Here is a 17,339-nt window from a genome sequence, read left to right on the forward strand (position 1 = left end):
ACATCGCCTCGAACGCGCCGGCGCCGAAGTCGAGCGAGGGTAGAGGCCGTTTCGAGGGCGAGGGCCGAGCCTGGCGGCGGCGGACGCGCCCGGCCCGACGTGCGCCGATACGATCCCGCTGGACCGACGAACCCGACCAACCGGGAGGACCGTTGACCCGCACAACCGCAACGAACACCGACGGCCGGCGTGGCGGCGGCACGGCCGCCCCGGCGGGACGGAACCGCGTCCGGCCGGGCGCGTGGGCCGGACACGGCGCCTGTCTCTGGTCGCTCCTGTTCGCCGCGCTGAGCTTCTACTGGGCGGCTGGTGGGCTGGTCGGCGCGGGCACCATCGGCCCGGCGGTCGAGGGCCCGGCGCTGGCCCGCGAGCCGGCCTTCGTGGCCGTGTTGTGGGCCACCGCGGTGCTCAAGCTGATCGCCGCGGCACTCGCCCTCGCACTGGTCCACGAACGTCCACGATGGGCACCACGGTGGCTGCTGCTGCTCGCCGGCTGGGGCGCCGCCGCGCTGCTCTCGCTGTACGCCGTGGCCAACCTGGCGCAACACCTGCTGATCGTGGCCGGGGTGATCGCGGTTCCCGCCGGGCTGGGCAGGGCGGCGCTGCCCTGGCACCTGGGGCTCTGGGATCCGATCTGGCTCGCCGGTGGTCTGCTGTTCACTCTCACGGCAATCCGCTACTCGCGGCTCACCTCACGAACAACACAGCACAAATTGGTGAACTAGTGCCTTAGTGTGGCAAGGGATCTTGCAGACTTGCCAGGACGCAATGGAAACTTGCCTCTCGCGGAGACAGTTCGGCGAAGGGTAAGAGACTAATGGATCCAAGCGCGCTCGCCACGGGATTCGCCATCGCGAGCGCGTTCGAGGCCCAACACGACACCGTTGTGGACACTTTCCGTAAGCGCCTCATCGAGGTCTGCGGCCCGTTGGGATTGGAAGAACCGCTTCTCAACCAGGCAATCGCCCAAGCCCGCCAGGTCCTGGCCGATGTGACTGAGAGTGTCCGAACTGGACAGATCCAGGTCAACGAGACGGCGATCGCCCTCGTCTGGCAGAGCGGAGCGGCCGGGGTGCACAGCTTGCACCCGGTCGAGTCGCTGCGGGCCGCGACCGAGCTGTTCGAGCCGGCCCTCGACGCGGTGATCGAGACCGCCGCCGGCCACCCGGATGCCACCTGCATCATCCGCACCGCCACCCAGGCCCTGCAGCGCAGCGTCATGACGCGGGTCCGCTGGGCCTCCGAGTCGTACATGGCGTTTTTGCTCGACGGCGTCCACCAGGCCCAGCTCGCCGAGCGGCGGCGGATGGCCCGCGAGCTGCACGACCGGGTCGGCGGCTCGGCCAGCGTGGTGAACCGCAACCTGGAACTGGCCAGGACGTACGCGGAGACCGATCCCGACCGGTGCCAGAGCAAGGTGGACGTGGCCTACCAGGCCAGCGTGCACACCCTGGAGGCGGTCCGGGGCGTCGCCACCGACCTGCGGTTGGAGTCCAGGTTCGACAACCTGGCGCGGGCGTTGCGCGGCTTCCTCGACGCCATGGCCGAGGGCAACGCGACGGTCGACCTCAAGGTCAGCGGGGACGAGTCCTGGGCCTCCCCCGAGGTGCTGGCCGAGGTCTTCCTGGTGGTCCGCGAGGCGCTGCGCAACGCCTTCCGCCACTCGTACGCGAGCACCGTCCTGAGTCACGTGGACATCGCACCGCACGAGATTCGCGCCTGGGTCAGCGACGACGGCGTAGGGTTCGATCCCGACCGCGGCGTACGCGGCGGCGGAAGTGGACTGGCCTCGATGCGGGAACGGATCGAACTGCTCGGTGGAAAGCTCGCCCTGCACAGCGTGCCGGGGCACGGCACCCGGATCGAGGCGTACATCCCTTTGACCAGGACGGTAAAATGACGCCGATTTCCGAGCCCGCCAGCGCGACCAGGATCCTGCTCGTCGACGACCACGCGCTGTTCCGGCACGGCCTTCGCGAGCTGCTCACGATGGAACCGGACCTGACCGTGATCGGTGAGGCCGGCAACGGGGCCGAGGCCGTGGCGTTCGTCGCCGCGCACCAGCCGGACGTCATGCTGCTCGACGTGGGCATCCCCGGCGATCACGCCGCCACCACCATCACCCGGGCCCTCGCGGCGGCACCGGCCACTCGCATCATCATCCTGAGCATGTTCGACGAGCCGACCGTGGTGAAGGAGCTGCTCGGTGCCGGCGCCCGGGCGTACCTGCTGAAGAGTGTGACCCGCGACGACCTCGTCGCGACGTTGCGCAGCGTGCGGACCGACCCCGACCGGATCATGCTGTCGATCTCGCGGGAGAGCTTCGAGCAGGTCAGTGACACCAGCGCCAAGGTCCTCTCGGATCGCGAGGTGGAGATCGTCGAACTGGTGGCGCAGGCGTACAGCAACTCGCAGATCGCCCGGCGGCTGGAGATCACCGAGGGCACGGTCAAGCGGCACCTGCGCAACGTGTTCACCAAGCTGGGCGCGGTGTCCCGGATCGACGCGGTGAACAAGGCCATCGCGATGAACCTGCTCAGCCCGGAGAAGCCGGCGGCGCCGCGACTGCGCCTCTGACCGCGTCCGGCGCCGGCCCGTCGGGGAGCCCGCTCCGCCGGCATCGCCGGGCGGCCGACGCCCCCGTCCCACCGGGTCCGGACACGCCGGGCGGGGGTCGGGGGCATCGGCGTACGGGTCAGCCCGCGGCCACGAGCAGTCGCGCCGGGGTGCCGTTCAGCACCTGTCGCTGAAGTTCCTGCAATTCCGGCGTCGGCTCGAGACCCAGTTCGTCCGAGAGGGTCTGCCGGAGGTTCCGGTACGCGTGCAGCGCCTCCGCCCGCCGGCCACACCGGTTCAGCGCGGTGATCAGCTGGGCGTGGAACCATTCGTTGAACGGGTGGGCCGCGACCAGGCCCCGCAGTTCGGTGATGAGTTCCCGGTAGCGGCCCAGCCGGGCGTCCGCCTCGATGCGCAGCTCCAGCGCCCGCATCCGCAGTTCGCCGAGGTGCGCGACGTCGGCGGCCATGGAGTCCTCGACGTGGACGTCGGCGAGCACCGGCCCCCGCCACAGGGACAGCGCCTGGCGCAGTCGCTGGGCGGCCTCGGCCGCCCGCCCGCCGTCCAGCAGGGCACCGCCCTCGTCGCAGAGGCGGGCGAAGACGGTGGTGTCGAGCTGTTCCTCGCCGAGCGAGAGCAGGTAGCCGGTCGGTCGGGTGATCAGGAGCTGGTCCGCGGACCCGGCGACGCCCACCCGCTCGAACAACGCCCGGAGCTGGTAGACGTACGTCTGGGTGGTGGTGGCGGCGCTCCGGGGTGGCCGGTCGCCCCACAACCAGTCGAAGATGGCGTCCTGGCTCACCGTGTGGTTGGCACGGAGCAGCAGCAGCGCGAGGACGGCACGGACCTTGGGTGCGGTCGGCGTGCAGTCAACGCCCTGGTGACGGACTTCCAGGCTGCCGAGGATGTTGAAGCGGAGCATTTTGTGACCCTCTTCTCTCTGCATCTGGCATAGACGCTAACCGTCCCCTGGCCATCCTCAAGATCTCTGCTTCCAAGGAGAGCGCCACCAGACCCATCGGGCCTCATCGATACCACTTTAGAGGTATCGCACGGTGTCCGACGGTACGCAAATTTGACGCGTCAAATTTGTCGGAAGCGAATAACGAAAAGCGCCGCCGCCTCCGTGCCGGCACCGCGGCTCACTCCGTACGCGCGCTGGCCTCGGCGAGTTCCTTGATGTTGAGCAGTTGCTTTCGGCCCATGAGCGCGTCACCGACCGCCAGCGCGGCCCGGCGGGCCCGTTCGAAAGCGGTGGTGGCACCGACGTCGAGCCGCCCGACCAGCCGGGTTCCGGCCGCGGTCGGGGTAACCCGGTAGGTCACCGCCACCTCGCCGTAGCTGCGCCGGTGCCGCTGGGCGATCAGCCCGGTGAGATGCTCGTCGCGGACGAACTCGACCACCTCGAAGATGAGGAACTTCTGGCCGACCGCCAGGTCCTCGGCACCCGGGGTGAGGGTCCGGGGACTGCGCCGGCCCGGGTTGTCGACCAGGTCGTAGCTGTACGGCGCCACCTTGAACTGGCACAGCCACCGGTACACCACCGGGACCGGCGCAGCCACGTCGATGGCCCGGACGAACGAACGGAACGGCACGGTCAGGTGGCGATCACACGGATACTCGGCCGCCACCTCCTCCGGCGTGGCGTTCCACACCCAAGGGTCCCATCGCCGCTTTTTCTCTCGCAGCACCGCTGATCGCCTCCGCATCCACCGGCCTGGCCGCGCCAGGGCCGAACATCGATCCGTACGCACAACTTCCGCCCGCCATCGTGACCACGGACGGGTCGAGCCGACGTCGATGACCGGTCGAGGTCGGCTCCTTCTCCGGCACGCCGGCGTCGCCAACGGTGAGGTGGTGCCGGTCGTTCGAGCCTGATCGAAGTCCCCTGTCCCGGGGCGCGCCCCGGTCCGAGGCTGTCTGCTGACGGGCGCGTCCGGCGCCCCGGGCGGCCGAGGTGGGTGTCATGGCGGGTGTGTCGCGCCAGTCACGGTCATGGTGGTACGCGGTCGCGGTCCCGGCCGTCCTCGCGGCCGCGGTCGCCGGAGTGCTGGGTGCGGGCCGGGACACCACACCGCCGACCGGCGACCGCGGCGCGGCCGGGTCGCAACCGGCGGCGACCGCGCCGGCCCCGTCCGCACCGGCCCGGTCCACGCCGGCCGCGGAGGTGCTGCACGACGCCACGCAGCTGCTGATCCGCGACTGCATGCAGCGCCGCGGGTTCCGCTACTGGCCGGTGCCCTGGCGCCCGGTGCCGGAGCTGCGCGAGTTCCCGTACGTCCTCGACGACGTGTCCTACGCCCGCCGCTACGGCTACGGCGGGGTGCTGGAACGCCGGTTACAGGCGGCGTTGGCGGCCGACCCGAATGCCCGGTACTCCCGGGAACTACCGCAGGAACGCGGTGCGGCCGCCGTACGCGCCATCAACGGCGACCCCGGGGAGCCGGACGCCCTGCGCGCGACGCTGCCGGCCGGCGGCGTGCTGCGCCGCAGCAGCCACAGCTGCACCTCGGAGGCGGAGCGCCACCTCTACGGCGACCTGCCCACCTGGTACCGCGCCGCCAAGACCACCGACAACCTCCCGGGGCTGCGCGTCGGCCGGGTGCTCGCCGACCCCCGCTACGCCGCCGGCGTGACGGAGTGGCGGCGTTGCATGCGCGCCGCCGGGCACGAACACGCCGACCCGGCCGCCGCCCGCGCGTCGGTGCCCGAGCCGGCGTCCGACACCGTCCCGGCCGGCGAGGTCCGGCTGGCCGTGGCCGAGGCGACCTGCGCCACGGACACCGGGCTCGGCCGGCTCGCCCGGCGGCTCGACGCCGAGCACCGGCGCGCCGTCGAACGGCAGTTCCGCACCGAAGTGGCCGACCGGCTCCGCCTCGAAGGCGCCGCGCTGCCGCGCGCCCGTGCCGTGCTGGCCGCCGGCTGACACCCCCCAGAGACGTCCGCGGCAGACCGCCACGGGCAGGATCCGACCGGAAGGAAACACCATGAGAGCAGTACGGTCCGCACTGGCCACCTTGCTCGCGGCGATGGCCGCGCTGGCCCTCACCGCCACCGCCGCGCACGCCGCGCCCAAGCCGGCACCGCACGCCGACGCGCAGCGCGCGGCGGCCGGCAGCGGCTACCTGTACGTTAGCCAGGACGCCAACTGGGCGGGCCGGTGGTGCTGGTGGTACAACGCCGACACCAACTGGGACACCATCAACGTCGCCGAGAACGCCAACTGCGACAACAACAACCGGGCCAGCATGCGCAACCTGGCGTCCTCGGCGTGGAACGACTCGAACACCGGCCGGCCGGTCGCCCTCTACATCCACCCCAACTACTCCGGCGCGTACGCCTGCCTGGGTGCCGGCGACGCATGGGACAACCTCACCGGAGCCTGGTTCACCTGGGGCTCCAACCGCGACGGCTACATGCAGAACGCCAACGACAACATCGCCTCCCACCGGTGGCTGTCGAGCTGCAGCGTCGGCTGACAGGCGACACCCCCGCACGGGGCGGCAGCCGTTCGGCTGCCGCCCCGTCCGGCCGTCGCTCGTCGTCCGTCGGTGTTCCGCCCCGCCGCCGGATGTCGACATTCGTCGATGTCGTAGATGAGACTGAGAGCGGCGGTCGATCTCGGAACACTGTCTGCCATGCGGACACTGCGGATCCACTTCACGGCCGAAGACCTCAGCCGCACCCGGCTGGCGGTCCAGTCGGATCCACTGTGGGAGATCGTCTGCAGTCTGCACCGCCTGCAGACCCGCGCCGGCCACGCCGGTTACGCCGGCTGGCACCGGCAGGTGCGCCGGGACCTGCAACGGGCCGGCCTCGTCGCGCTGATCCGCGAGCGGCTGCTGCCCATCGCGCCGCTCGACCGGTACTTCCCGGACTTCCTGACGCCCGGCCCGGTCACCGACCTCGGCGAGGGAATCGACCGGGTGCTCGGCACCCCGGCCCGGCGGATCCGCACCGAACTGGGGCGGATGGCGGCCCCGATCAACGGTGGCTGGCTGGGCGACCTGGCCGCCGGCCGACTCGCCGCCCTGCACGGCCTCGGCGATGCGCTGCGCGCCTACTTCCGGGTCGCGGTCGCCCCGTACCGGGCGCAGATCGGCGCCGCCGTCTCCGGCGAACGGGCCCTGCGCGGGGCTCGGGTGCTCGACACCGGCGCCGGGCAGATCCTCGACGACCTGGGCCCGGACGTGCGCTGGGACCCGCCGGTGCTGTCCGTGCACGGTTACCCGGAGGACCGGGAGATGCACCTCGACGGCCGGGGGATCGCACTGACCCCGTCGTACTTCTGTTGGCACGCGCCGATCGCGCTGGCCGACCCCGAACTCCCCCCGACCCTGGTCTACCCGGCTCGCCGGCAGCGACCGGACCCGACGGCCGGGCCGGCGTCACCGGCCGACCCGGAACGCCGGCTCGGCCCGCTGCTCGGCCACACCCGCCTGGCCGTCCTGCGCGCTGCCGCCAGCGGCGCCACCACCGGCGAACTGTCCCGGCGCGCCGGCATCTCGCCGGCCACCACCAGCCACCACACCACGATCCTGCGCGAGGCCGGGCTCATCACCAGCCAGCGGCACGGCAACCTCGTGCTGCACCGCCTCACCGCCATGGGCGAGACGCTGCTGGGCGACATACCGCCGCACCCTGGTGCGCCATTGGGTTCCGGCGGCGACACCCGTGACATCCGGTGAGTCCCGGGACCGCCGGTCCGTGCTCGGTCGTCCCCGGCTCGCCGACCGGTCCGTGCTCGCCACCAGCAGCGAAGACCACGCCCTGCGGCTGTGGGAGGTGGCGCCCTCTGACGATCTTTGGCCGCGGGCGGTTGGCCGCTAGGACGCCTGGCGGACGGGCATGTCGGCCAGCCAGACGTCGGCCAGGTCGCTGAGGGGGACGTCGAGGGCCTGGCTGAGGCCGACCACAGTGCCGAACGCCGGTGCGGGAAGGCGGCCCGCCTCGATCTTGCGCAGCGTCTCGGGGGAGATGCCAGCCGCCAGGGCCACCTCGACGAGGCTGCGGCCGGACCGCGCGGCCCGGAGGGCAGCTCCGAGGCGCTGGCCCGCGGCGATCTGCTCGGCGGTGAGTGGTTGGCGAACCATGCCAGCAGGATATCCCCCCGAGCACCCGGAACTGGCGTGGTATAAAAATACCGCATGGGGAGAGGGAGGCTGCCGTGATCGAGCTCAAGACCGCCGAGGAGATCAGCCAGATGGCGGTGACCGGCCAGTTCGTCGGCGAGTTGCTCGCCGAGCTGGGCGACATCGCCGCAGTCGGCGTCAACCTGATGGACCTCGAACATCACGCCCGCCGCCGGGTCAAGGAACGCGGCGCCGAATCCTGCTACTGGGACTACGCCCCCTCGTTCGGCCGCGGCCCGTTCCGCAACGTGCTGTGCCTGTCGGTCAACGACGCGGTGCTGCACGGCCTGCCGCACGACTATGTTTTGCGGGACGGTGACCTGCTCAGCATCGACATGGCGGTCGGCATCGACGGCTGGGTCGCCGACTCCGCGCTCTCCGTCATCGTCGGCACCCCCGACCCGGCCGACCTGAAGCTGATCGAGGCCACCGAGGTCGCACTGGAGGCCGGCATCACCGCCGCCCAGGCCGGCGGCCGCCTCGGCGACGTCTCCGCCGCGATCAGGGAGGTCGCCCACTCCTACGGCTACGGCGTCAACGCCGAGTTCGGCGGCCACGGCATCGGCCGCACCATGCACGAGGCGCCACACGTCGCCAACAACGGCCGCGCCCGCCGCGGCATGAAACTCCACCCCGGCCTCACCATCGCCATCGAGCCCTGGTTCTGCCGCTCCACCGACAAGATCAGGTTCGACAACGACGGCTGGACGATCCGCTCCGCCGACGGCTCCCGCACCGCCCACTCCGAACACACAGTCGCCATCACGGCTTCCGGCCCCCAGGTCCTGACCCGCCGCCCCACTCGCGGCGTCACCTCGGCCGATACCACCAAAAAGCCCGCCGCGGCCTCCTGACCGGCTGCCGCCATGGCGTGACTCAGGGAAACGTCCACTCCGTGGACGGCAGCCACCGCCGCATCTCGGGTCCGCACCACCACCGAGGCTCGGCGGTGGCTGCCGGTCAGGGCAGGATCTCGACGTACCCGTCGGTTCCGTGCACGCGGATCCGCTGCCCGTCCCGGATCAGCCGGGTGGCATCCGCCACACCGACGACGGCTGGCAGGCCGTACTCCCGGGCGATCACCGCGCCGTGGGTCATCAACCCTCCGACCTCCGTCACCAAGCCCGTGGCAGCGACAAAGAGGGGCGTCCAGCTGGGGTCCGTGTGGGCCGTGACGAGGATGTCGCCCGGTTCGAGATCGGCCCGTGCCATGTCGAGGATGACGCGGGCTCGCCCTTCGACGGTCCCAGCGGAGACCGGTAGGCCGATCAGCGCGTCGGCCGGCATGTCGTCGCGTCGGTACGTCCCGGCGATGACCTCGCCATCCGACGTGAGCACCCGGGGCGGCGTGAGCGCCTGATACGACCTGAACGCGTCCTTGCGCCGGCCGATGAGCTGGTCATCCACGCGGTTCGTGCGCACGACGTCGTGGAGCTCCTGGAACGTGAGATAGAAGATGTCCTCCTTCGCACGAAGTACGCGGGCCCGCACCAGGCGCTCGGCTTCCTCCAACAAGGCCTGCTTGTACACGAAGTAGCGGCTGACCATGCCGTACTTCGGATACTCCCGGTACCCGATGAAGGTCCGGACCCGGTCGATCATCCGCTTCGTCTCTTCGGCCCTGCGCTCCCCGTCCGGCAGGGCCCGCAAGCGTTCCAGCAGCTCCTGCTCCTTCTCCCAGGCCTCCTGCCGGCCCCGCTCGAAACGCCGCTCGCCGGCTCCCGGCTCGAAGTTCTTGATGTTGCCGAGGATCATCGGCACGAGCGTGGAGGGCCGTTCACTCCAGCGCGGCCGGGTGATGTCGATCTCGCCGACGCAGCGCATGCCGTACCTGTCGAGCCAGGTCTCGATGGCGTCACGCGTTTCCCGCCCGCCGGTGAGCTTGGGCAGCTCGTCCAGGAAGCCCTCGTCCTCGACGTGCTGCAGAAACGCCACCACCTCCGGATATGGGCGAATCACGTCAGCGACGTCCAGGAGCGCCAGCCCCATCTCCGACGTGACGTTGTGGGGCACGGACTGGGTGAGCGCGTCCGCCGCGTTCTTCTCCCCCAGCCATGCCTCCAACTGCTCGTTGAGCCACCACGTGGCCTCCATCGCCGACATGAACACCTGATGGCTCTGCCGATCGAACAAGATCCGCCTCAGCTCCTGCATGTCCGCCCGGATGAAGTCGAGCAGCGCCTCTCCGGACTTCGTGCGGATGTCGCGTTCGGAGGCGGCGATGGATGCCTCGCTGCGCCCGATCAGCTCGGTGACGATGGCCGGATCGGTCTCGATCGGGGCTGGCGCGCCGCCAAGCAGTGGCCCGGGGGGACCCTCGTCAGGGAGCGGCCGGATGAAGCCGTCGCGCTCGAGGATGGTCTGCAGCGCGTCCCCGGTCAGCGGATCGGACTTCCCCACGAGCTCCAGGAGGCCGGCGCGGCTCGCCGGCGAGGCCAGCCTCTGGGTGACGTCGACGAACAGGCGGCCGCCGGCCTCGGCCATGGGCGCCGGGGTCGTCATCTGCCAGAAGGAGAGCCCCAGGGGCTTCATGGGGTCGGTCATCATCTGCTGATGGCCGACAGAGAGGTAGACGTGGTTCTCCCGGTCGCCGGACTCGGGGATGGGGAACAGCGTGGTGATCGGCCGACTCTGGACGATCCGGAAGCCGCCGTCGACCAGGCACCATTCGATGTCCTGGGGACGGCCGAAATGCGCTTCGATCCGCCGGCCGAGCTGCGCGAGCCGCACGACCTGCGCATCCGTCAGCGCCGGCTGCTCCTGCCGCTGCGGGTCGATCGCCACTTCCTGGGTCCCGCCAGCCGGCAGGGCGTGAATGGCGCGCTGTTTGGCGGCGACCGCCTTGGCGACGACCTCGCCGTCGCGCACCTTGAAGACGTCCGGGTTCACCAGGCCGGAGACCAGGGCCTCGCCGAGGCCGAAGCTGGCGTCCACGGAGGTGACCTTCCGGTTGCCCGTCACGGGGTCGGCCGTGAACAGGATGCCGGCCGCGTCCGGGAAGACCATCTGCTGCACGACCACGGCCATGTGGACCGTGCGCTGGTCGATGCCGTTCCGCAGGCGGTAGGTCACGGCCCGCTCGGTGAACAGCGACGCCCAGCACCGGCTGACGTGCTGGAGGACCGCGGCCGGGCCCACGACGTTGAGGTACGTGTCCTGCTGGCCGGCGAAGGAGGCCGTCGGCAGGTCCTCTGCCGTCGCGCTGGATCGGACGGCGTAGGCCGCCTGTTCACCGAGCCGGGCGAGGGCGCGGGTGATCGCCGCCGTCAGATCGTCCGGGATGGCGATCCCTTCGATGGTCCGGCGGATCTCCGCGCTGAGCGTCCGGATCGCCTCCCGGTCGTCCGGGTTCAGGCGCGCCAGCTGTTCGAGCCGATCGCCGATCGACGGCACTTCCGCCATGATCCGCCGGAAGGCGTCCGTCGTCACACAAAAGCCCGTCGGCACGCGGGCGCCTTCGATCCGCGACAGCCCGCCCAGGTGCGCGCCCTTGCCGCCAACGACCGCGACCCGCGTCTCATCAACCTCTTGAAGATCCACCACGTACTGCTCGATCATTGCGACACCTCCGAGGCAGCCGTGCTCCCCGCCAGTCCCAGCACTGGTTCGACGTCACCGCGTCCCCCATACGTCGACAACAACACAGGCACGTCGCGCCCCCCATTTCCGCAGGTCGTGGCCTCGGCCGACGATTCTGCGCCACAACAGGGGTCTTGCCGCAAGCCCCCCGGTGCGTTATACGTTAGAAGTGGCAAGGAGAGAGATCTCCTTGCCTTTGCCTTTGTCGTCCACCGGAACTGACCAGCCGCGGTGGAGCCAAGCTCGCCCAAACGGACGCGGCGTAGGCCAACCACGGCCGCCCGAAGCCGGACCCCGACCTCAGCCGGCGAAAGCGGTCTGGGTCCCGACCTGGGCAACGACGCCACGACCCGGCGCAGGTCCCAACCCCGGCAAAGGTGACTCGACCGGCTGCTGACCCCACCAGCGCCTACTGAGGCTTGTCCAGGTACCCGTACACCAGAAAGGGTCGTGGCATGTCCAGCGACCGTCTCATCCGCATCCACGGCGCCGAGTTCCAGGCCATGGCCGAGAGGGTCCTGCGGGTCACCGAGCTCACCTCCCGCCTGAACGTCCTGCCCTTCGAGGACGAAGCAGGCAAGGCGGAACTGTTCGAACAGATCCTCGGCAAGCCGCTGCCGCCGAGAGTCACGATCTACCCGCCCTTCTACACGGACCACGGCCTTCGCCTCGACCTCGCCGAGCGCGTGTTCGTCAACCAGAACTGCACGTTCCTGGACTACGCCGGCATCCGGCTCGGCGAACGCGTGATGGTCGGCCCGAAGGTCACGTTCATCACTGTCGGTCACCCGGTCGATCCCGAGGAGCGACGGGGGTGGCTCAGCGGCGGGCCCATCGACGTGGCGGAGAACGTCTGGATCGGCGCCGGTGCCACGATCCTGCCCGGTGTCAGCATTGGCCGTGACGCCGTGGTCGCCGCCGGCGCGGTCGTGGCCGATGACGTTCCGCCGGCAAGCCTGGTGACCGGCACCAAGGCAACCGTGCGCCGACGGTGGTGAAGGAGAGGGCCGTCCGAAGCTCGTATAGTCACGCGGTGGACCTGGAGCACGTGGGGCAGGCGTATTCGTCCGTCGCGGACCTCTACATCGAGCTGTTCGGTAGCAGTCAACAAGTACACGTCGATGACCTCGCCTTCATCGAGCGACACCTGTCGAACCGGTCCGGCACGGTGCTCGATCTGGGCTGTGGACCTGGCCATATCACCGGCCACCTTCGCTCGCTGGGCGTCGACGCGCAGGGAATTGACCTGGTTCCCGAGTTCATCGCCCATGCAAGGACGGCCCACCCGAACGGCAAGTACCAGCTTGGGTCGATGGAAACGCTCGACGTTGCGGACCACTCCGTCGCCGGCATCCTGGCCTGGTATTCGTTGATCCATCTACCGCCGGAGGATCTCGGGGGCGTGCTCGCCGAGTTCCGGCGAGCGGTGGCCCCGGACGGAGCGTTGGTGGTCGGTTTCTTCGACGGCGATGAGGTCAGCGCCTTTGACCACAAGGTTGTGACAGCCTATCGCTGGCCCGTTGACGAACTTTCGGAGCGGCTGACGCGGGCCGGCTTCACGACAGTCGAGCATGTTCGGCGCCCCAGCGACGGCACTCACCGGCCGCTCGCCGCGATCGCCGCGATCGCGGCCGACGTCTGAGCGGAGTCCGCGAGCCCAAGTGCACCCTCGTCATTCTGCTTCCAATTTCATGGGACAGATATTCCCGCAGTTCCTTCTGGATGGTGGCGTTCGCGGTGGTTGGGGCGCTCACAGCGAGGCGGCCGCGGCGAAGGTGCATACCGCCGCGGCAAGGATCAGCGTATGCAAGATCATGTGCTCGAGGTTTGGCCGTGGCCGGTCGCCGATGGGTGGCAGCACGGTAAGGGTGTGCGCGTAGGTGCGGGCGTGCAACTGCGACCAGGAGACGCCGTTTCCTGCCGTCGCCCACGGAGCGGTCACGCCGATGAGGTACGGCATCCACCACAGCATCAGGCCGCCGAGGGCGATGAGCAGTTCGAGGGCGCCGGCGATGTATCCCAGCGCGGGCAACGAGGTCGCCGCCGCCGCTACGAGGAGGGCGGCGGGCAGCGTCATCACCGGCGCATTCACCAGGATCTCCACCACCTGCTCTGAGCGCTTCGCGTCCCGCACGTTGTTGAACGGGTACAGGTCGACCAGTGTGGTGACGAGGAAGTAGGCGACTGTGGTGAGGAGCAGGGCCAGCGCGAGCGCGAGCATGTTGGCCTCCATGGGTGCCCTCCGGCGGCGATCCACCGGATGCGGCGCCACTCTCTTACGGCGTAAGACAGCACTTGATTGATAGTGTGTCTTACGCCGTAAGAGGGGTCAAGGAGTGGGCCGTGGCAGATCGCCGTACCGGCACCAAGGCGGGCTTGAGCCGCGAACGAGTACTCGACGCCGCGTTGGAGTACCTGGACACGTACGGGCTTCCCGCCTTGTCGATGCGGAAGCTGGGCGCACACCTGGGTGTCGAGGCGATGACGCTCTACCACTACGTTCCGAACAAGAATGCCCTGCTCGACGGGCTCGTCGATCGGGTCATGGTGTTGGCCTTCGCCGGACTGGAGGAGCCGGTCCCGGGCCGGACACGATCGTGGGTGCCGTGGATGCGGCGGTTCGCCCATGCATTGAGGGCGGCGTTGCTGGCCCATCCCGGGGTACTGCCGTTGGCCGCCACCCGGCCGGTGAACTCCCCCGACGCGTTGCGCATGTCGGAGCGGTGGCTGGCCGTGATGCGGGCGGCCGGGCTCCCGTTGGGCCGGGCTATGGACGTGGTCAACGTGCTGGCCACCTTCACCATCGGGCACACCCTCGCCGAGGTCGGCCAGACACCCGGCCACGAAGGCTCCGAGCCCGACCTCGACCAACACGCCGACGACCTCGATCCGCACGAGTTCCCGAACCTCACCGAGGTCATCCGCACCCGCGCCGGGCTCGACTTCGACCAGCGGTTCGGACAAGCTGTCGACATCCTGCTCGGCGGCTACGCCGCACTGGATGCCGGTGACGCGCAGTCGCCTTGACCACGCTCCGAGGCCATCGGGCCGGCGCAGGTCAACGTGCGGTGGGTCCGCTCTGGTAGGCATCGCCGGCTTCCCAGATCCAGGCGGCGATACCGACCCGGTTGCGGACCCCGAGTTTCTGCTGGATTCCGGCGAGATGGTTCTTGACGGTGCCAGCGGCGATGAACAGCTCGGCCGCGATCTCGGCGTTCGTCCGGCCCTGGGCGACCAGCCGTGCGACCTCGCGCTCGCGCGTGGTCAGCGGCATCGGCTCCGCGTTGCGGGGCCCTGGAGCTGGCGGTGTGGTCAGGTGCCGCAGTAGGCGGACAGTGACTTGCGGGCTGATGAGCGCGTCGCCGGCCATCGCGGCGCGTACGGCCTCGGTGAGCAGGGTTGGCCCGGACCGTTTGAGCAGGAAGCCGCACGCTCCGTTACGCAGCGCCGCGTGTACGTACTCGTCGAGGTCGAACGAGGTCACCACGACGATCCGGAGCGGGTCGGGGGCCTGCGGGCCGGCGAGGATACGGGTGAGTTCCAGGCCGTCCACCCGGGGCATCCGGATGTCGGCGAGCACCACGTCGGGCCGAAGGTGGCGGGCCTGCTCGACGGCCGAGGCGCCGTCCGCGGCCTCGCCGACCACGATCATGTCGGGTTGGGCGTCGAGGATGATGCGGTACGCGACGCGGATGTTCTCCTGGTCGTCGGCGATGAGGATCCTGATCCGGTGGTCCGTCATGGTGTTACTGCCCGATCGGGGCGGCGGCGGGACGCGGGTGCAGCGGAAGAGCCGCGGTGACCCGCCAGCCGACCGACTCGGCCGGTCCGGTGCTCAGCGTGCCGCCGAGGGCCTCCACTCGGGCGGCCAGACCGGCCAGCCCGTGTCCGCCGCGCCCCGGTCCGGCGGGCACCCGGCCGGCCAGCCCGCCGTTGTCGGAGATCTCAACCCGAACCCGGTCGCCGGTCGTTCGGGCGACCGTCACCTGGACACGCTCGGCGCCGGTGGCGTGCCGGCGGACGTTGGTGAGCGCCTCCACGACAATCCGATACACCGTCGTGGCAACCTCGGGTGGTAAGACGGGTGATGCGCCGGTGGCCGGCGCCAGTTCGGGGTCGAGGGCGAGGTGGGCGGTGATCGGCCCGGTGGCGGTGAACCGGTCGACGAGCCCCGGCAGGTCGTCCATCGTGGGTTTCGGCAGTCGCGGCACGCTGTTCGCATCGGACTCGCTGGCCGCCTCGGCATGGAGGAGATGGACGGTACGGTCCACGGTCCTCAACGCGCGTAGCGCTGTTCGTTCGATCCGGCGAAGCACGTCCCCGACTCCGGCCCCAGCCACGGCACCCTCGACAAGAACCTGCCCAGCCTGTGCCTGCAGGAGCATCTCGTTGATGTCGTGGACGACGAAGTCGTGCAGGTCATCGGCCAACTCCAGCCGCTGGACGCGGCGGGCCGCGGCGACCGCCCGGGTGCCGCGCTTGTCCAGCGCCCGCAGGTACAACCCGACAACGACGGCGAGCACCGGGAGCATCGCCCAGGCGGCGTAGCCGCCAACGGACTGCGTCGACCAGGTCGGAATGCCGAATCGCAGCAGCCACAGCGGAACGGCGAGTCCCGTCAGGGTTCCGGCCACGATCGCGACGGGGGCCCGCGAGCCCCGCACCACCAGTACGGTCAGGGCCAGCAGCACGACCGTCTCCACGAGAGCCAGCATGTTCGCCAGGGTCATGCCCTCGGAGTACGGTCTGCCCCACGCCAGCACCGCGGCGTCGGCGGCGATCGACACCACGCCCGCCCCGGCTGCGGCCACCCCACGCCTGTCCAGCCCGTGCATGGGATCGAGGGTAGACCCCGGCCGCCGGTCCGCACCCGTGCCGAACGGCACATCGACATCCGCTCCCAGAGGGGGCCGCCTGCCGGATGGCAGGTGCTCAAGCCGCCCGCCCTCGCCTACCACCTGCGCCGACGCGGCCCCTGCCCCCACTGCGGCCGTACCTGAGTGCCAGCCGGCCGCCGCGCCGCACGAAGGATGGCGAGCCATGGCATCAACTGGGCCCCGAGCGGCGCCAGGGCCAGCGCGACGCCGTATCCAACGCCGGCCAGGAAGAGCTGCTGAGAGGCGCGCTTCTCGCCACGCCGGTCAACGATACTCACGACGCCGGGGCCGGTGGCCGGCCAGCTCAGCAGATTGGGGTCCTTCATACCGGGCGGGTACACGTCCAGTCGGTATGCGGGCGGCACGGTGGGCGGCCGGCGATCGGTCGCGGACAGCTCGTCGAACTGCAGCTGCTCGGTAAGTTCCTGAGTCGTGACCTGCGCCTGATACTGCGACGCGTGGACAGTTGCGTTGGACTGACCCCTGGTCCGAACGAACTCGTCGAAGAGGTTCCGATCCGCGACCGCCCTCGGCACGGACGGCGGCGAGAGCGTGGTGCGTACGCCGTCACGGGTGGCGAAGGTGCCCGCCATTCGCAGGAACAGCCGCACGTCCAGTGAGCCGGGCTGCCGAGAGTCGAGCCAGCCGTCGATCGCCTGCCCCTTGATCATGCTGCCCTGTGAGAAGGTGGTGAAGCTTCTCGCCGGGGGCTCGAGAAGGATCAGCTGCTTGCGCTCCTCGCGATCTGGTACGTGGAAGAAGCTGAGCACGGTCGCCGAATCGACCTCGCGCCCATCGGCGGTGACGCGCCCAGGTGCCGTAGCCAGCTCCGGGTCCGGTGGCATCGTGGTGAGTGTTGCGTCGCCGGTGAGCTGCAGGCAGACCCGGGCGAGGTCGGCGGAGTCCGCGGCGGCAATTCTGAGCTCAAGCTGCACGGCCATTGGATAGGCCCGCCCACCGTTGAGGTAGTAGTCGTCGCTGCCGATGAAGGTCACGGTTCCCGACACAGAGTTGGTGGCGGAGGGAACGATGACCTGCACCGAGCCCGAGTCTTGCGGGATCTCGAGGTCGCCCTGCGATCCGTTCCGATAGATGATCGAGGAGTAGGCGAAAGTCAACGCGCCGGTGAGCATGAGCGCCCCGGCCAGCGCGATTCGCGCCCAGCTCAGCCCGGATGGACCGGTCCGGCCGGACT

General features: G+C 70.2%; 18 protein-coding genes. 10 read left to right on the forward strand and 8 right to left on the reverse strand.

Features of this window, described 5'->3' with window-relative positions:
* Nucleotides 1-152: 152 nt before the first annotated feature.
* From ACIRG9_RS07375 to ACIRG9_RS07385, 3 genes are all read left to right on the forward strand, one after another.
* Entirely contained in the window at nt 153-725 is a 573-nt protein-coding gene (locus ACIRG9_RS07375; RefSeq protein ID WP_402851546.1) for a DUF3995 domain-containing protein, read from the forward strand.
* A 266-nt stretch (nt 726-991) separates the two neighbouring features.
* The gene (locus ACIRG9_RS07380) at nt 992-1,900 is read left to right on the forward strand and encodes a sensor histidine kinase (RefSeq protein WP_402851548.1); all 909 of its coding nucleotides are present in this window, start codon (nt 992-994) and stop codon (nt 1,898-1,900) included.
* Nucleotides 1,897-2,577 carry a response regulator gene (locus ACIRG9_RS07385; protein ID WP_402851550.1) on the forward strand — a complete coding sequence of 227 codons (681 nt, stop codon included), beginning with the start codon at nt 1,897-1,899 and terminating at the stop codon, nt 2,575-2,577. The genes ACIRG9_RS07380 and ACIRG9_RS07385 overlap by 4 nt, the downstream gene beginning before the upstream one ends.
* 118 nt (nt 2,578-2,695) lie before the next feature.
* On the opposite strand, the gene ACIRG9_RS07390 is transcribed toward ACIRG9_RS07385, so the two are convergent.
* Both ACIRG9_RS07390 and ACIRG9_RS07395 read right to left on the reverse strand, forming a co-directional pair.
* Nucleotides 2,696-3,478, reverse strand: a complete 783-nt coding sequence (locus tag ACIRG9_RS07390; protein ID WP_402851553.1) for a BTAD domain-containing putative transcriptional regulator — start codon at nt 3,476-3,478, stop codon at nt 2,696-2,698.
* Nucleotides 3,479-3,698: 220 nt separating this feature from the next.
* Nucleotides 3,699-4,211 carry a hypothetical protein gene (locus ACIRG9_RS07395; protein WP_402851556.1) on the reverse strand — a complete coding sequence of 171 codons (513 nt, stop codon included), beginning with the start codon at nt 4,209-4,211 and terminating at the stop codon, nt 3,699-3,701.
* A 311-nt stretch (nt 4,212-4,522) separates the two neighbouring features.
* On the opposite strand from ACIRG9_RS07395, the gene ACIRG9_RS07400 reads away from it, so the two are divergent.
* The 3 genes from ACIRG9_RS07400 to ACIRG9_RS07410 all read left to right on the forward strand — a co-directional run bounded on the left by ACIRG9_RS07400 (nt 4,523) and on the right by ACIRG9_RS07410 (nt 7,244).
* A complete protein-coding gene (locus ACIRG9_RS07400; protein ID WP_402851559.1) occupies nt 4,523-5,482 on the forward strand; it encodes a hypothetical protein in 960 nt (319 codons plus the stop codon).
* Between the two features lie 61 nt (nt 5,483-5,543).
* Entirely contained in the window at nt 5,544-6,035 is a 492-nt protein-coding gene (locus ACIRG9_RS07405; RefSeq protein ID WP_402851562.1) for a hypothetical protein, read from the forward strand.
* 159 nt (nt 6,036-6,194) lie between these two features.
* On the forward strand, nt 6,195-7,244 hold the full coding sequence (locus ACIRG9_RS07410; RefSeq protein WP_402851564.1) for an ArsR/SmtB family transcription factor: 1,050 nt from the start codon (nt 6,195-6,197) through the stop codon (nt 7,242-7,244).
* A gap of 138 nt (nt 7,245-7,382) precedes the next feature.
* Here the strand turns inward: ACIRG9_RS07410 and ACIRG9_RS07415 are convergent, their stop codons facing one another.
* Nucleotides 7,383-7,649, reverse strand: a complete 267-nt coding sequence (locus tag ACIRG9_RS07415; RefSeq protein ID WP_402851566.1) for a helix-turn-helix domain-containing protein — start codon at nt 7,647-7,649, stop codon at nt 7,383-7,385.
* 74 nt (nt 7,650-7,723) lie between these two features.
* Here ACIRG9_RS07415 and map point away from each other — a divergent pair, with 74 nt between their 5' ends.
* The gene (gene map, locus ACIRG9_RS07420) at nt 7,724-8,542 is read left to right on the forward strand and encodes a type I methionyl aminopeptidase (RefSeq protein WP_402851569.1); all 819 of its coding nucleotides are present in this window, start codon (nt 7,724-7,726) and stop codon (nt 8,540-8,542) included.
* Nucleotides 8,543-8,648: 106 nt separating this feature from the next.
* Here the strand turns inward: map and rph are convergent, their stop codons facing one another.
* Entirely contained in the window at nt 8,649-11,246 is a 2,598-nt protein-coding gene (gene rph, locus ACIRG9_RS07425) for a rifamycin-inactivating phosphotransferase (RefSeq protein WP_402851572.1), read from the reverse strand.
* Nucleotides 11,247-11,722: 476 nt separating this feature from the next.
* Between rph and ACIRG9_RS07430 the strand changes: the two genes are divergently transcribed.
* Nucleotides 11,723-12,265, forward strand: coding sequence for a DapH/DapD/GlmU-related protein (locus ACIRG9_RS07430; RefSeq protein WP_402851575.1), 543 nt, complete (start codon nt 11,723-11,725; stop codon nt 12,263-12,265).
* Between the two features lie 35 nt (nt 12,266-12,300).
* Complete coding sequence (locus ACIRG9_RS07435) at nt 12,301-12,909, forward strand: class I SAM-dependent methyltransferase (protein ID WP_402851578.1); 609 nt, start codon at nt 12,301-12,303, stop codon at nt 12,907-12,909.
* 108 nt (nt 12,910-13,017) lie between these two features.
* On the opposite strand, the gene ACIRG9_RS07440 is transcribed toward ACIRG9_RS07435, so the two are convergent.
* Nucleotides 13,018-13,488, reverse strand: coding sequence for a hypothetical protein (locus tag ACIRG9_RS07440; RefSeq protein WP_402851581.1), 471 nt, complete (start codon nt 13,486-13,488; stop codon nt 13,018-13,020).
* A 122-nt stretch (nt 13,489-13,610) separates the two neighbouring features.
* Between ACIRG9_RS07440 and ACIRG9_RS07445 the strand changes: the two genes are divergently transcribed.
* Nucleotides 13,611-14,294 carry a TetR/AcrR family transcriptional regulator C-terminal domain-containing protein gene (locus ACIRG9_RS07445; RefSeq protein ID WP_402851584.1) on the forward strand — a complete coding sequence of 228 codons (684 nt, stop codon included), beginning with the start codon at nt 13,611-13,613 and terminating at the stop codon, nt 14,292-14,294.
* Nucleotides 14,295-14,325: 31 nt separating this feature from the next.
* Here the strand turns inward: ACIRG9_RS07445 and ACIRG9_RS07450 are convergent, their stop codons facing one another.
* The 3 genes from ACIRG9_RS07450 to ACIRG9_RS07460 all read right to left on the reverse strand — a co-directional run bounded on the left by ACIRG9_RS07450 (nt 14,326) and on the right by ACIRG9_RS07460 (nt 17,277).
* Nucleotides 14,326-15,009, reverse strand: a complete 684-nt coding sequence (locus ACIRG9_RS07450; protein WP_402851587.1) for a response regulator — start codon at nt 15,007-15,009, stop codon at nt 14,326-14,328.
* A gap of 4 nt (nt 15,010-15,013) precedes the next feature.
* The gene (locus ACIRG9_RS07455) at nt 15,014-16,102 is read right to left on the reverse strand and encodes a sensor histidine kinase (protein ID WP_402851590.1); all 1,089 of its coding nucleotides are present in this window, start codon (nt 16,100-16,102) and stop codon (nt 15,014-15,016) included.
* Nucleotides 16,103-16,218: 116 nt separating this feature from the next.
* Nucleotides 16,219-17,277: a hypothetical protein gene (locus tag ACIRG9_RS07460; RefSeq protein ID WP_402851593.1), complete on the reverse strand. Its 1,059-nt coding sequence runs from the start codon at nt 17,275-17,277 to the stop codon at nt 16,219-16,221.
* Nucleotides 17,278-17,339 lie beyond the last annotated feature (62 nt).

This window comes from Micromonospora sp. NPDC093277 (assembly GCF_044765245.1).
Taxonomy (GTDB): Bacteria; Actinomycetota; Actinomycetes; order Mycobacteriales; family Micromonosporaceae; genus Micromonospora.

Coding starts and splice junctions, on each gene's coding strand:
- ACIRG9_RS07385 (WP_402851550.1), top strand. CDS start 1,897: ATGACGCCGATTTCCGAGCCCGCCAGCGCGACCAGGATCCTGCTCGTC.
- ACIRG9_RS07390 (WP_402851553.1), bottom strand. CDS start 3,478: ATGCTCCGCTTCAACATCCTCGGCAGCCTGGAAGTCCGTCACCAGGGC.
- ACIRG9_RS07400 (WP_402851559.1), top strand. CDS start 4,523: ATGGCGGGTGTGTCGCGCCAGTCACGGTCATGGTGGTACGCGGTCGCG.
- ACIRG9_RS07405 (WP_402851562.1), top strand. CDS start 5,544: ATGAGAGCAGTACGGTCCGCACTGGCCACCTTGCTCGCGGCGATGGCC.
- ACIRG9_RS07410 (WP_402851564.1), top strand. CDS start 6,195: ATGCGGACACTGCGGATCCACTTCACGGCCGAAGACCTCAGCCGCACC.
- ACIRG9_RS07415 (WP_402851566.1), bottom strand. CDS start 7,649: ATGGTTCGCCAACCACTCACCGCCGAGCAGATCGCCGCGGGCCAGCGC.
- rph (WP_402851572.1), bottom strand. CDS start 11,246: ATGATCGAGCAGTACGTGGTGGATCTTCAAGAGGTTGATGAGACGCGG.
- ACIRG9_RS07430 (WP_402851575.1), top strand. CDS start 11,723: ATGTCCAGCGACCGTCTCATCCGCATCCACGGCGCCGAGTTCCAGGCC.
- ACIRG9_RS07440 (WP_402851581.1), bottom strand. CDS start 13,488: ATGCTCGCGCTCGCGCTGGCCCTGCTCCTCACCACAGTCGCCTACTTC.
- ACIRG9_RS07450 (WP_402851587.1), bottom strand. CDS start 15,009: ATGACGGACCACCGGATCAGGATCCTCATCGCCGACGACCAGGAGAAC.
- ACIRG9_RS07455 (WP_402851590.1), bottom strand. CDS start 16,102: ATGCACGGGCTGGACAGGCGTGGGGTGGCCGCAGCCGGGGCGGGCGTG.
- ACIRG9_RS07460 (WP_402851593.1), bottom strand. CDS start 17,277: ATGCTCACCGGCGCGTTGACTTTCGCCTACTCCTCGATCATCTATCGG.